The organism is Nitratidesulfovibrio termitidis HI1, from assembly GCF_000504305.1.
In the GTDB taxonomy this organism is placed as follows: Bacteria; Desulfobacterota; Desulfovibrionia; order Desulfovibrionales; family Desulfovibrionaceae; genus Cupidesulfovibrio; species Cupidesulfovibrio termitidis.
This window is the reverse complement of record NZ_KI632512.1, coordinates 666,225-679,890: the sequence shown is the minus strand read 5'-3', so window position 1 is coordinate 679,890 and position 13,666 is coordinate 666,225. Positions and strand designations below refer to the sequence as shown.

The window sequence follows — 13,666 nt, the reverse complement described above, 5'->3', positions numbered from 1 at the left end:
CTTCGCGCCACGGGGGCAGGAGGTCCGGCGGACAGAAAAGCGTTGAAAAAAAAGGCCACGGCAGGTAGGTAAGTCACGTTTTGCGACCATAACGCCCTCCACGTGGGGGCGTAACCTTCAAGGAGGCCTCATGTTCTGGACCAACGTGGCGCATGCCATGGGCGCGGGTCAGTCGGCAGGCGGCGGTGCCAACCCCATCGCGTCTTTCGTGCCCCTGATTTTGATGTTCGCCATTTTCTACTTTCTCCTGATTCGTCCCCAGCAGAAGAAGGCCAAGGAACACAAGGCCATGCTGGAGTCCATCAAGAAGGGCGACAACGTGGTGACCGCCGGGGGCATCTACGCCCGCGTGTTCGAAGTGCAGGACGACGTGCTGGTGCTCGACCTTGGCGAAACCAAGGTCCGCGTGGGCCGTTCCTTCGTCAGCGCGGTCATCGACCCCAGGGCGAAGAAGGAAGAAAAGAAGGCCGCCAAGGGCGCGGACAAGAAGGAAGACGGGAAGGACGGGCAGAAGTAGTCCCGTTTCCCTCGGCATGGGGCAAGCACGCGCGCCGTCGTACCGGCTGGCGCCTGCTTGCCTTTTTGCCGTGACCGCGGCCGCGCGCCGCACCCGCGTGACATACCGCAACTCCAGGAGTCGCAATGAAAGAGGGTTTCCGCTGGAGACTCGCCGTGGTGCTGGCCGTGCTGCTGTTCGGCGCGGCCTATGTGCTGCCGAGCCTGCCGGGCATCAAGTCTTCGCCGCTGGGCAGGTTTCTGCCCGACAGCACCATAAGCCTCGGGCTCGACCTCATGGGCGGCATCCACCTGACGCTCGGCGTGGAGGTGGAGAAGGCCGTGGAAAATTCGCTGACCCAGATGGGCCAGGACATCCGCACCTCGGCGCGCGACAAGGAAGTTTTCGTGCTGCGCCCGCGCGTGATGCCCGGCGACCGCATCGAATTCGTGCTGGCCAAGGCCGAACAGCGCGAGGTGCTGGGCGAACTGCTGGCCAAGCAGTTCCCGCAGCTCAGCGTTGCCGCGCCGCAGACCACCGATGACGGGCAGCTGCGCTACGTGGCCACCATGAAGCCTGAATATCGCAAGACCATCAGCGATATGGCGCTGGAGCAGGCGGTCAAGACCATCCGCAACCGCATCGACCAGTTCGGCGTGGCCGAGCCGGACATCCGCAAGCAGCAGGACAATCGCATCCAGATCCAGCTGCCCGGCCTGAGCGATCCGCAGCGCGCCATCCAGATCATTGGCCAGACGGCCCACCTGGAATTCCACATCGTGCGAGACGACGTGGACGCGGAAAAGGCCGCGCGCGGCATTCTGCCGCCCGGCACCGAGGTGCGCACCATGATCCGGCGCGGCGCCAACGGCAGCCAGTCCGAAACGCCCATCGTGGTGGACAAGGAAGCGGTGCTGACCGGCGAATACGTGGCCGACGCGCGGCCCGGCTTCGACAATTTCAACCAGGCCTACGTGATGCTGACCTTCAACAGCCGCGGCGCGGCCATGTTCGAACGCATCACCCAGGAAAACGTGCGCAAGCGCCTGGCCATCGTGCTGGACGGCAAGGTCTACTCCGCGCCGGTGATCCAGGAAAAGATCGGCGGCGGTCGCGCCAGCATCACCGGCAAGTTCTCCACGGCGGAAGCGCAGGACCTTGCCATCGTGCTGCGCGCGGGTTCGCTGCCCGCTCCGGTGACCGTGCTTGAAGAACGCACCGTCGGTCCTTCGCTGGGTCAGGAATCCATCGACAAGGGCATTCTGGCGGCCGCGGTCGGCGGCGTGGTGGTGATGGTGTTCATGGTGGTGTACTACGGCGTGTCCGGCCTTATCGCCGACGTCATGCTGAGCTTCACCGTGCTGCTCATCCTTGCGGGCATGGCGGCCTTCGGGGCCACCCTGACCCTGCCGGGCCTTGCGGGCATCGTGCTGACCCTGGGCATGGCCGTGGACGCCAACGTGCTGATCTACGAACGCATCCGCGAAGAAATGCGCAAGGGGCACACCGCCCTTTCCGCCATTCACGAAGGCTTCGACCGGGCCACCCTGGCCATCACCGACTCGAACCTGACCACCATCATCGCGGCGGCCATCCTGTACCAGTTCGGCACGGGGCCCGTGCGCGGCTTTGCCGTCACGCTGTCGCTCGGCATCATCGCGTCCATGTTCACGGCCATCTTCGTCTCTCGGGTGGTCTTCCAGGCCTGGATGGGCCGTTCGGGCGACAAACGCCTCAGCATATAGCGGAGGAGAGCCACAATGGGTTTCTCGTTCATCCGGCATGATACCAATGTCGATTTCGTGAGCATGCGCCACAAGGCGTACGTGATCTCCATCGCGATCATCGTCGTGGGCCTGCTGTCCATGGTCTTCAAGGGCGGCCTTACCTACGGCATCGACTTCGCGGGCGGGGCCATCGTGCAGGTCAAGTTCGACCGGCCCGTGCCCGACGACACCCTGAAGAAGAGCCTTGCCGAGGCCAGCCTGCCCGGTCTTGCCGTGCAGCGCTTCGGCGAGGGCGAAACCGAATACCTCATCCGCATGTCGCACACCGACGAATCGGCCGAGACGTTGCGTTCGTCCGTAACCGAGGCGCTGACGACCAACCTCAAGGACGCGAAGTTCGAGGTGCAGCGGCTGGAAATGGTCGGCCCCAAGGTGGGCGCGGACCTGAAGAGCAAGGCCGTGGAGGCGCTGTACTACGCGGTGCTGCTCATCGCCATCTACATCTCCGGCCGGTTCGAGCGGCGCTGGATGGCGTCCGCCGTCATGGCGGGCACGCTGGCGGGCGGCATGTACCTGCTGGGGCTCATCGGCGTGCCCAAGCTGTGGCTGGTGCCGTTTTCGCTGGTGCTCACCATGGTGCTGTGCTGGAAATTGCGCCTCAACTTCGCGCTGGGGGCCATCGTGGCACTGGTGCACGACGTCATGATCACCCTCGGCGTGCTTTCCCTGCTGGACAAGGAAGTGGACCTGAACATCGTGGCGGCGTTGCTGACCCTGATCGGCTACTCGCTGAACGACACCATCATCGTCTACGACCGCATCCGCGAAACGCTGCGCACCCACCGCAAGGAATGGAACTACGCGCACATCATCAACACCAGCATCAACCAGACGCTCAGCCGCACCATCCTGACGGGCGGCACCACGTTGCTGGTCATCCTGGCGCTGTTCGTGCTGGGGGGCGGGGTCATCCACGACTTCGCGCTGACCATGCTGGTGGGCGTGTTCGTGGGCATCCTGTCCTCCATCTTCGTGGCCAGCCCGGTGCTGCTGCACTTCGGCATGCCCGAGGAGGAAAAGGAACCCGCGCCGCGTGTCGGCCAGGAAGGAGCCGTGTAGGCGGTTTTTTCCGGCAAGGATCGAAAACAAACGGGCGGCGCGCGAGTGCCGCCCGTTTTTCATGTTATCATCCTCAATATCCGCCAATTGCGTAAGAACTGCGTAAGGATTGCGCAAGGATTGCGGCATATGGCGCGAAAGGGGCGATGCCGCGGCGCGGGGTTTGCGGCCAATGCGCGAAGGCGGTTGCTTTTTTTTGCCATCAGGCGTTATCCTACAGGCACTTGGAATCGTTTTTGTCCTGTGGAGGCAACATGAAGGCAATCGTGGGCATTGCGGTTTTGGGCGCGCTGCTGGCCTGTACGGCATGGATTCCGGCTGTCGCCGACACTGCCCTGGCCGCTGATGGCGCGGCATTGTACGCACAATGCGCAGGCTGTCATGGAGAGGACGGAAGCAAGGCCGCCCTTGGCGCCGCCCGCCCTGTGAAGGGACAGACCGCCGACACCCTGTACGGCAAGCTCAAGGGCTATGCGAACGGCAGTTACGGCGGCGATAAGAAGGCCGTCATGGCGGGCATCGCCAAAAAGCTTTCGGACGGGGACATGCGCGCTTTGGCCGCGCACATGGCCTCCTTCTAAACCCGGCAGCGCGGAGTGCTCCGCGAGTGCGCCGGTGAAACCAGACATCATCAGAACAGGAGAATTCGCATGAAACGCATTCTTGTGGTCATGAGCATCTGTGCCGCCCTTGCCTTTGGTGTTTCCGTCGCCATGGCCGCTGACGGCGCCACACTGTACAAGTCGTGTGTGGGCTGCCACGGGGCCGACGGCTCCAAGCAGGCCATGGGCGTGGGCCACGCCGTGAAGGGCCAGAAGGCCGACGAACTGTTCAAGAAGCTGAAGGGCTATGCCGACGGCAGCTACGGCGGCGAAAAGAAGGCCGTCATGACCAACCTCGTCAAGCGCTATTCCGACGAGGAAATGAAGGCCATGGCCGACTACATGTCCAAGCTGTAGGGGCATGGCGATGCGCGTACGCTTCCATTCCGTGACGGCTGCCTGCGTACGCGCGTTTGCCGCTGCCTTGCTGCTCTGCCTTCCCGCAGTGTTGACCACGGGGGGAGGAGCGACGGTCATGGCCGCCGCTCCGCCCCCCGTTCTGCTCGCCGCCGCCGACATGCCCCATTCCGCCATGGATGCCGCGAGCGGAGCGGCCCATACCGGACATTCCGGGCAGAGCGGGCAGGGCGGAAACGGCGAAGCGACCATGCCCGCCGAGCATGCGGGGCACGTCATGCCTGCCCCCATGGCAAACGCCTCCGGCGATGCCGCCCCCCATCAGGGGCATGCCCCCGCCGATACCGGTCAGCTCCCGACGGAACACGTACACCCGGTCCCCCCGCCCACCACGGGAAAGCTGGGCCAGCCCGGCCAACCCGGTCAGTCGATTCAGCCGGGGCAGGGCGCTTCCGGCAACCCGTCCGCCCAGACGCCGCTTGCGGGGGTGGACGAGCGCCTCGGCGACATCATTCCCGAAGGCATCCTGCTGCGCGACGAGTCGGGCACGCCCGTCGACCCGCGCACCCTGATGGACGTACCGGTGATCATCGCGCCCATCTATTATTCCTGCCCCACCGTGTGCAACATGCTGCAAAGCTCGCTGGCGCGGGTGCTGCCGCAGGTGTCGCTGCAACCGGGCAAGGAGTACCGGGTGCTGTCCGTGAGCTTTGACGAGACGGACACCCCGCAACTGGCCGCGCGCAAGAAGCAGAACTATTTCGCGGCCATGAATTTTGCCTATCCGGAAGACGGCTGGCGTTTCCTGTCCGGCGACCTTGCGTCCATCAACAGGTTCATGGACGCCATCGGCTTCCGGTTCACCCGGCAGGGGCGCGACTTCATCCATCCCGTGGTGCTGGTGGTCGCCGCGCCCGGGGGCAAGGTGGTGCGTTACCTGTACGGCCAAAGCTTTCTGCCCTTCGACCTGACCATGGCCGTCACCGAGGCCTCGCACGGCACCATCGGCCTGTCCGTGAAGCGCGTGCTGTCGTACTGCTTCACCTACGACCCGGAAGGGCGGCGCTACGTGTTCGATTTCATGCGCATCGCCGGGTTGATCATTCTGTTCGGCGCGGCGGTGCTGCTGTTCGTGCTGGTGCGGGGCGGCCCGCGCAGGAAGGAGCGCAAGGGGGGAGATAGCACTCCCACGTCCGGCTCCTCCCCATCTGGTTCATCTTCATCCGACCCGTCCGCGTCGGATCCGCCAAAGCCAGGGCCTCCCCAGGGATAGGGCTCCACTTCGGCCTCTCGCACGCGCAGGTTTGTTTCCGCTGGCCGTCCATTGCCGGTCCAACGCCCGTATCAGCCACAGGAGACCATCGCATGAGCGCAGACGCGCACGACCACCCGAACTTCTTCCAGCCGCTGCCCGGCACGAAGGGCGGGATCGCCTCGTGGATTTTCAGCACCGACCACAAGCGCATCGGCATGCTGTACCTGTACTGCATCGTCACCATGTTCCTGGTGGGGCTGGCGCTGGGCTTCCTGATCCGGCTGGAACTCATCGCGCCGGGCCGCACCATCATGGGGCCGCAGACCTACAACGCCCTGTTCACCCTGCACGGGGTGGTGATGATCTTCCTGGTGGTCATTCCCAGCATTCCCGCCGCGTTCGGCAACATCTTCCTGCCCATCCAGATCGGGGCCGAGGACGTGTCCTTTCCCCGGCTGAACATCCTTTCGTGGTGGCTGTACATCATCGGCGCGGTGCTGGCCGTGCTCTCGCTGGTCACGGGCAAGGGCGCGCCGGACACGGGCTGGACCTTCTACGTGCCGTTCAGCGCCGTGACCACCACCAACGTGGATGTCGCCGTCATCGCCGTGTTCATCCTGGGCTTCTCGTCCATCCTCACCGGGCTCAACTTCATCACCACCCTGCACCGGCTGCGCGCCCCCGGCATGACCTGGACCCGCCTTCCGCTGTTCTGCTGGTCGCTGTACGCCACCGGGTGGATACAGGTGCTGGCCACGCCCATCCTCGGCATTACCGTGCTGCTCATCTTCGCCGAGCGGGTGCTTGGCGTGGGGCTGTTCGACCCCTCGCGCGGGGGCGACCCCATCCTGTACCAGCACCTGTTCTGGATCTATTCGCACCCGGCCGTGTACATCATGATCCTGCCCGCCATGGGCGTGATCTCCGAAATCCTGCCGGTATTCGCGCGCAAACCCATCTTCGGCTACAAGATGATCGCCTTCTCAAGCCTGGCCATAGCCTTCGCCGGGTCGCTGGTGTGGGCGCACCACATGTTCGTCAGCGGCATGAGTGACACGGCGGTGATGATCTTCTCGTTCCTGACCTTCGTGGTGGCCATTCCTTCGGCCATCAAGGTCTTCAACTGGGTGTCCACCCTGTACAAGGGGTCCATCCGGGTGGAACCGCCGCTGTGGTTCGCGCTGGCGTTCATCTTCCTGTTTTCCATCGGCGGGCTGACCGGTCTTGTGCTGGGGTCCGCGGGCACCAACGTGCACGTGCACGACACCTATTTCGTGGTGGCGCACTTTCACTACGTGATCTTTGGCGGGATGGGATTCGGGCTGTTCGGGGCCATGCACTACTGGTTCCCCAAGGTGTACGGGCGCATGTACGACAAGCGCATTGCCAACTGGTCGTGCCTGATCGCCTTCGTGGGCTTCAACCTGCTGTACTTCCCCATGTTCATCCTGGGCTTGCAGGGCATGCCGCGCCGCTACTACGACTACCTGCCCAAGTACGCCGAGGGGCACTTCTTCTCCACCATGGGCTCGTGGGTGCTGGCCACGGGGCTGCTGCTGATGTTCTGGAACCTCTGGCGGGGCATCCGCCACGGCGCGCCCGCGGGCCGCAATCCGTGGGGAGCGGCAACCCTGGAATGGATGGTGCCGTCGCCGCCGCCGCACCACAATTTCGAGGCCGAACCCGTGGTCACCCATGGCCCCTACGACTACTCGGGGGTGAAGCCCGATGCATGAGCCCCGCGACTACGAAGGCGCCAAGATCGGCATGTGGCTGTTCCTGTTCACGGAAGTGCTGCTGTTCGGCGGGCTGTTCCTGCTCTATGCCGTGTACCTGCACCGCTACCCGGCGGAATTTCACGCTGCGGGCAAGGATCTGAGCCGCATTTTCGGCACCGCCAACACCGTGGTGCTCATCACCAGTTCACTGTGCATGGCCCTGGCCATCAGCGCGCTGCAACGCGGCAAGACGCTGCTTTCGCAACGGCTGGTTTTGCTTACCGTGGCCATGGCCGGGGTGTTTCTGGTGAACAAGTTCTTCGAGTGGAGCGCCAAGATCGGCCATGGCATCTATCCCAACAGCCCCGGCCTGCTCAAGCTGCCGCCCGGCGAGATGGTGTTCTTCAACCTGTACTACCTGATGACCGGGCTGCACGGCGTCCACGTGATCATCGGCGGTGCCGTGCTGCTGTACGGCTGGCACCTGATGCGCGCGGGCCGGGTTACCCCGGAGCACTTCGTGTTCCTGGAAAACGGCGGCCTGTACTGGCACCTGGTGGACCTGGTGTGGATCTACCTGTTTCCGCTCTTCTACCTTGTGGTCTAGGGGGCCAGCATGACCGGACATGATACAGAGCACCATGCCGTCCCCCTGCGCACCAACATGCTGGTGTGGGTGGCGCTGCTGACGCTGACCGCCATCACCGTGGGGGTTACCAGTTTCGACTTCGGCTTCCTGAACGTGGTGGTGGCGCTGACCGTGGCCACCACCAAGGCGGGGCTGGTCATCCTGTGGTTCATGCACCTGCGCTACGAGGGCAGGGTCATCCGGCTGATGGTGTTCACGGCCTTCGTCATCCTTGCCATCGCCATCGGGTTCACCTTCTTCGACGTGGCCTACAGGTAGGTGACCATGTATCCGCAATCGTTGTCGCCGGTGCAGCAGGTTGATTTCATCTTCACCGTCATCTTCGGGTTCTCGGTGTTCGTGCTGCTGGCCATCACCGCAGCCATGCTGTGGTTCGTGTGGCACTACCGCGAATCTCGCCACCCGGTGCCCGCGCAGATATCGGGCAACGTGCCCGCCGAGATCGCCTGGACGCTGATTCCCTCCATTCTGGTCATGGGGCTGTTCTACTACGGGTGGGAGGGCTACAAGGCCCTGCGCACCGTGCCCAAGGACGCCATGGAGGTGAAGGTGACCGCCCGCATGTGGTCGTGGGTGTTCGAGTACCCCGGCGGCAAGCGGAACAGCGTGCTGGTGGTGCCCGTGGACACCCCGGTCAAACTGAACATGACCAGCGTGGACGTGATCCACAGTCTGTACGTGCCTGCCTTTCGCATCAAGATGGACACCGTGCCCGGCATGGAAACCTATGCCTGGTTCAAGGCCGACCGCACTGGCGAATACGACCTGCTGTGCGCCGAATACTGCGGCCTGAAGCACGCCAACATGATCACCACGGTCAAGGTGGTGGACAAGCCCGCCTTCGACACCTGGCTGGCCAGCACCGACGCGCCCGAAGGCAAGGGCAGGGCGCTGATGGAGACCCACGGCTGCCTTTCGTGCCATTCGCTGGACGGCTCACCCGGCGTCGGCCCCACCTTCAAGGGGTTGTATGGCGCCGAGCGCGAGGTGGCCCTGCCCGACGGCACCAAGCGCAAGGTGGTGGCCGACGAAGGATACCTGCGCCGTGCCTTCACCGATCCCAACGGCGAGGTGGTGGTGGGCTATGACCCCATCATGCCCTCCACGGAAGGCACGGTGCCCAACGAGGACATGGAGCAGATGCTGGCCTGGCTGATGCACGGCAACGAGGTGGGCCGCGAGGAAGGCCGGCGGCTGATGGAGGCCGAGGGCTGCATCTCGTGCCATTCCACCGACGGCTCGATCATCGCCGGGCCGAGCCTGAAAGGGCTGTGGAACGCGCCCACCACGGTGCTGCGTGACGGCAAGGAGCAGCAGGTCACCGCCGACGAGGCGTACCTGCGCGCCAAGATCGCCAATGCGCCGTCGTTGGGCACGGTAAAGGGCTTCGACCCCATGATGCCGCCGTACGAGCATCTGACGCCGGAGCAACTGGGAAGCATGGTGGAATACATCAAGTCCCTTGGCGAACACGCACATTGATGCGCAAGACCCGTATGCCCCGCCTGCATGACCTGCGCCTGCTGCTGCGCCTGAACGTGACCCTGATGGTGGGGGCGGCCACGGCGTTCGGCTTTCTGCTGGCCGTGCCGCTGCCGCATGGTGGCGGCACGGGAGAGGGTGATGGCAGCCCCGCTGCCGCCCTGGCCTTTGTGGTCGCCGGGGCCATGTTGCTGGCCGCAGCCTGTTCGGCATGGAATCAGGTGCAGGAGCGGGACATCGACGCGCTGCTGCCACGCACGGCGGGGCGCCCCCTGCCGACTGGGCGTATGGGGCGCATGGGGCCGTGGCTGGCCGCAGGCATCGGCGTGGTGTTGTTTCTTGCGGCGCTGGGTTGCCTGCATGCTGCCGGAGAACTGGCCGCAGTGCTGGCGTACGGACAGGCCGGGGGCCCTTGGCACGACGCTTCGCCCGGCACGGGCACGCCGGTGTCAGGGGTGTTGCTGCTTCTGGTGGGCATGGGCATCGCCGTGGTCTACAACGGGGTGTACACCCCGCTGAAGCGCGTCACGTCGTTCGCCCTGCTGCCGGGCGCGCTGGTGGGGGCCATGCCGCCCCTGCTGGGCTGGATGGCGGCGGGCGGCGACCCGCGCGACCCCGTGGCCATCCTGCTGTACGGGGTGTACGTGCTGTGGCAGGTGCCCCATTTCTGGCTGCGCGCCCAGCGTGAACGCATCCATTACGCCCGGGCCGGGCTGCCCGTGCCCCCGGCCCAGTTCGCCGGCGCGCGCTACGCCCGGCTGCTGCGGGTGTGGTACCACGCCTATGCCGTGGCCGTGCTGATGCTGCCGGTGTTCCCCCTGCTGCACGCCCCGCTGGTGCGCGCCGGGGTGGTCCTGCTGGGCGTGGGGCTGCTGGTGGTATCGACGCTGGCGCGGAAGGCAGGTGATGCGGCGGCAACAGCAGCGGGAGGGGGCGTGGAAGCAGGCGTTGTGCAGGGTTCCGCCTCCACCCGCATGGCCCGGCGCGAGATCATCGCCCTGCGCGCCGCCGATGCAGCCATGCCAGCGCTGATGCTGCTGTTGCTGCTGGACCGGATGCTGCCTTTATTCTAAGCATAAGAAACATACCCCGCCCCTTCACATCCGCACCGGGAGCCGCCATGGTCTGGATTCACCCCGTCCTGCAATTCGTCGCCACGCTCATCGGCCTGTACGCCATGTATTTCGGCTGGGTACGCTTTCAGACCTCGCACATGGGGCGCAAATTGGTCTTTCCGTGGAAGCCGCACGTCAAATGGGGCACCGTGGCCCTTGGCGTATGGGCGGCGGGTTCGCTGCTGGGGCTGGTCGTGGCCCGGCTGGCGTGGTCCAACATGTTCCTGACCGGATCGCACGCCTGGATCGGCCTGCTGATGGTGCCGCTGTGCGCGGTGGGCTATCTGACCGGGCAGCGCATGGACGTGGTGAAGAAACGCCGCAAGCTGCTGCCGCTGGTGCACGGCGTCAACAACCTGCTGCTGGTGCTGCTGGCCCTGTGGCAGTTGTGGACGGGCATCGGCGTGGTACGCGACTACCTGCTGTAGCCCACGGGCTTTCACGCGCACTTGCGCCCGGTGTGCGGCAAGACTGTCCTGCTGCTGCCGGGCGTTTTGCATGCGCCGGGGCGGCATGCAACGGACGTTCGTCGCCTGCGCGTTTGCAGGGCAACGGGACGGATGCACGGTGGGTGTCGGGCGGATCAGGGCGCGTGGGGTTCCATTGCCGTTCCGACGGATCATTCCCCATTCAACCCGCCCGCGTGGCTGGGGCTGATACCGAAATAGCGGCGGAATTCCCGGCTGAACTGCGAAACGCTTTCATAGCCCACCATGCGCGCGGCCTCGCTGGCGCGCACGCCGTCCTCGCGCAGCAGGCTGCGCGCCTTGTTCAGGCGCACCCGCTTCAGGTACTGGATGGGCGAAAAGGCGGTCACGTCCTTGAAGGCCCGGTGGAAGGTGGACGGGCTCATGTTCACGAACCCCGCCAGCTGGTCCACGTTGAAGGGCTCCGAAAAGTTGCCGTGGATCTGCTTCAGGGCCTTTTCGATGCGCGACATGTTGGTGTTCTTGGTGGCCAGTGCGTGCAGCGCCGCCGCATTCTCTCCGCACAGCACCCGGAACAGCAGTTCGCGCACCAGCCCCGGCCCCAGCACCTGCGCTTCCAGCGGGCAGGACAGCGCCATCAGCAGGCGCAGCACCGTGTTCTTGAACGCGGCGTCTGCCTTGGCCAGGAACAGCCCCTGATGGGTGCACCCTTGCGTCAGCGAGCGGTAGTCGATACGGTCTTCTATCTGACCTATGAGTTGGTTGAGCACGCCAAGGTCGATGTCCACGACCAGGGACAACAACGGCTTTTCCGGCGTGGCCACGGCTTCGCATTCGGCGGCAATGGGCACGCTGAGGGCCAGGTAGTGGTCCTGGTCGTACTGGTAGACCCGCCCGCCAAAGTGCACCAGCTTGGCCCCCTGGCCGAGAATGAGCAACCCCTGCTGGTACAGCAGCGGTGTCCGGTGGATGGATCCTGATGTTTTGTACAGCCCCACGCCGGGCAGCCCGGTTTCCGTCTTGCCCTCGCTGATGGCAAGTTTGCTCATGAGTTCTGCTATTTCAGGCATGTATCCTCCTGTGCGGCAGGTTGCCAAGGGCGCCCGCCGGTCCATGGACAGTAACCGTTTTGACGTGTTTCTGCCACCAGTCGCAGGATCAGGCAAGAGTTTGGCAGGAATGTGCCTTCACGCCGGGGCATGGTCCGTTTATTCACGGAGCATCGAACATCCCCCATGTTCCGCCGGTGCATCCGGCGGAGCGCGGTACGGATGGCGGCAGCGGCGGCCCTTTCCGCGCGAGTTCCCACGGACGCGGGGCGTCGCACAGGCCGTGAAACCGTGAACGGGCGCACCGCGCCCGGCACCGAAGGAGCGAGACGTGCTGTACAGAACCATGCCCAAGAACGGTGACAAGCTGTCCGCGCTGGGTTTCGGCTGCATGCGCCTGCCCATGCAGGACGGCAAGGTGGACGAAGCCCGCGCCATTGCCCAGATCCGCAGCGCCATCGACGGCGGGGTCAACTACGTGGACACGGCATGGCCGTACCACCATGGCGAGAGCGAAATCGTGCTCGGCAAGGCCCTGCGTGAAGGCTATCGCGAAAAGGTCAAGGTGGCCACCAAGCTGCCATCGTGGCTGCTGAAGACCCGCGCCGACATGGACCGCTACCTGGACGCGCAGCTTGAACGCCTTGGCGTCGACTGCATCGACTACTACCTGGTGCACGCGCTGAACGGCCCCCTGTGGGATACCGTGCGCGGGCTTGGCGTGCTGGAATTTCTGGAAACGGCCAAGGCCGACGGGCGTATCACCAACATCGGGTTTTCGTTCCATGGCCTGGCGGAAGACTTCAAGCGCATCGTCGACGCCTACCCCTGGACGTTCTGCCAGATCCAGTACAACTACCTGGACGAGACCTATCAGGCGGGTACCGATGGGCTGCGTTACGCCGCAGGCAAGGGCATTGGCGTGATCATCATGGAGCCGCTGCGTGGCGGCAACCTGGGGCTGATCACCGCGCCGCCCGCCGTGCAGGCCATCTGGGACGAGTCGCCCGTGCGGCGCACCCCGGTGGAATGGGCGCTACGCTGGGTGTGGAACCATCCGGAAGTGACGCTGGTACTGTCCGGCATGAACGAGGAAGCCCACATCGCCGAGAACATGGCCATTGCCGGTTCCGCAGAGGCCGGGTCCATGACCTCGCAGGAACTGGAACTGGTGGCCCGCGCCAGCGCCAAGTACCGCGAACTGATGAAGGTGCGCTGCACCGGCTGCGGCTACTGCATGCCGTGCCCCATGGGTGTTTCCATTCCCATGTGCTTCGAAACCTACAACAAGATGCACATGTTCGGTAACATTCAGGAAGGCAAGTTCCTGTACGCCCTGCGCATGAGTGGCGAGATCGGCAGCGAAGGCCCCGGTTACGCCTCGCAGTGCGTGGCCTGCGGCCAGTGTGTCGAGAACTGTCCGCAGAACATCGCCATTCCGGAAGTGTTGGCCGAGCTGGCCGCCGAACTGGAAGGGCCGGACTTTGCACAGTTGCAGGAGGCGGGGCGGCAGTTTTTGCGCCGCACTGCGTAAGAGCGAGCAGGACGGAGTTCACAGGATTGAATGAACCCGGCAGGCCGGGGTGGACCATTCGCCCCGGCCCCGGATATGCTTTTGCTGAATGTGTAGTTGATTGACACCGGGCAGGCTTCAGGCCCGGATACTGAT

The 13,666-nt window shown here is 64.7% G+C and carries 14 protein-coding genes; 13 read left to right on the top strand and 1 reads right to left on the bottom strand.

Annotated elements, in window-relative coordinates:
• Positions 1-130 precede the first annotated feature (130 nt).
• From yajC to DESTE_RS02950, 12 genes are all read left to right on the top strand, one after another.
• Positions 131-517, top strand: a complete 387-nt coding sequence (gene yajC, locus DESTE_RS03005; protein ID WP_035064853.1) for a preprotein translocase subunit YajC — start codon at positions 131-133, stop codon at positions 515-517.
• A gap of 125 nt (positions 518-642) precedes the next feature.
• Positions 643-2,241: a protein translocase subunit SecD gene (gene secD, locus DESTE_RS03000; RefSeq protein ID WP_035064849.1), complete on the top strand. Its 1,599-nt coding sequence runs from the start codon at positions 643-645 to the stop codon at positions 2,239-2,241.
• A 15-nt stretch (positions 2,242-2,256) separates the two neighbouring features.
• Positions 2,257-3,342: a protein translocase subunit SecF gene (gene secF, locus DESTE_RS02995; protein WP_035064846.1), complete on the top strand. Its 1,086-nt coding sequence runs from the start codon at positions 2,257-2,259 to the stop codon at positions 3,340-3,342.
• Positions 3,343-3,596: 254 nt separating this feature from the next.
• Positions 3,597-3,923: a c-type cytochrome gene (locus DESTE_RS02990; RefSeq protein ID WP_035064843.1), complete on the top strand. Its 327-nt coding sequence runs from the start codon at positions 3,597-3,599 to the stop codon at positions 3,921-3,923.
• A gap of 69 nt (positions 3,924-3,992) precedes the next feature.
• On the top strand, positions 3,993-4,301 hold the full coding sequence (locus tag DESTE_RS02985; protein ID WP_035064840.1) for a c-type cytochrome: 309 nt from the start codon (positions 3,993-3,995) through the stop codon (positions 4,299-4,301).
• Between the two features lie 118 nt (positions 4,302-4,419).
• Positions 4,420-5,574 carry an SCO family protein gene (locus tag DESTE_RS02980; protein ID WP_245590708.1) on the top strand — a complete coding sequence of 385 codons (1,155 nt, stop codon included), beginning with the start codon at positions 4,420-4,422 and terminating at the stop codon, positions 5,572-5,574.
• Positions 5,575-5,666: 92 nt separating this feature from the next.
• Positions 5,667-7,292: a cytochrome c oxidase subunit I gene (gene ctaD / locus DESTE_RS02975; protein ID WP_035064837.1), complete on the top strand. Its 1,626-nt coding sequence runs from the start codon at positions 5,667-5,669 to the stop codon at positions 7,290-7,292.
• Positions 7,285-7,881, top strand: a complete 597-nt coding sequence (locus tag DESTE_RS02970; RefSeq protein WP_035064834.1) for a cytochrome c oxidase subunit 3 family protein — start codon at positions 7,285-7,287, stop codon at positions 7,879-7,881. The genes ctaD and DESTE_RS02970 overlap by 8 nt, the downstream gene beginning before the upstream one ends.
• A gap of 9 nt (positions 7,882-7,890) precedes the next feature.
• Positions 7,891-8,181 (top strand): cytochrome C oxidase subunit IV family protein, encoded by a 291-nt coding sequence (locus tag DESTE_RS02965; protein ID WP_035064832.1) that lies wholly within the window; start codon positions 7,891-7,893, stop codon positions 8,179-8,181.
• A 6-nt stretch (positions 8,182-8,187) separates the two neighbouring features.
• On the top strand, positions 8,188-9,405 hold the full coding sequence (gene coxB / locus DESTE_RS02960; RefSeq protein WP_035064828.1) for a cytochrome c oxidase subunit II: 1,218 nt from the start codon (positions 8,188-8,190) through the stop codon (positions 9,403-9,405).
• 14 nt (positions 9,406-9,419) lie between these two features.
• Positions 9,420-10,478, top strand: coding sequence for a UbiA family prenyltransferase (locus DESTE_RS02955; RefSeq protein WP_035069513.1), 1,059 nt, complete (start codon positions 9,420-9,422; stop codon positions 10,476-10,478).
• 47 nt (positions 10,479-10,525) lie between these two features.
• Positions 10,526-10,948 (top strand): DUF4079 family protein, encoded by a 423-nt coding sequence (locus DESTE_RS02950; RefSeq protein ID WP_035064825.1) that lies wholly within the window; start codon positions 10,526-10,528, stop codon positions 10,946-10,948.
• A gap of 191 nt (positions 10,949-11,139) precedes the next feature.
• On the opposite strand, the gene DESTE_RS02945 is transcribed toward DESTE_RS02950, so the two are convergent.
• The gene (locus tag DESTE_RS02945) at positions 11,140-11,997 is read right to left on the bottom strand and encodes an AraC family transcriptional regulator (protein ID WP_425411683.1); all 858 of its coding nucleotides are present in this window, start codon (positions 11,995-11,997) and stop codon (positions 11,140-11,142) included.
• 331 nt (positions 11,998-12,328) lie between these two features.
• Here DESTE_RS02945 and DESTE_RS02940 point away from each other — a divergent pair, with 331 nt between their 5' ends.
• Entirely contained in the window at positions 12,329-13,531 is a 1,203-nt protein-coding gene (locus DESTE_RS02940) for an aldo/keto reductase (protein ID WP_035064820.1), read from the top strand.
• The last annotated feature ends 135 nt before the right edge of the window (positions 13,532-13,666 follow it).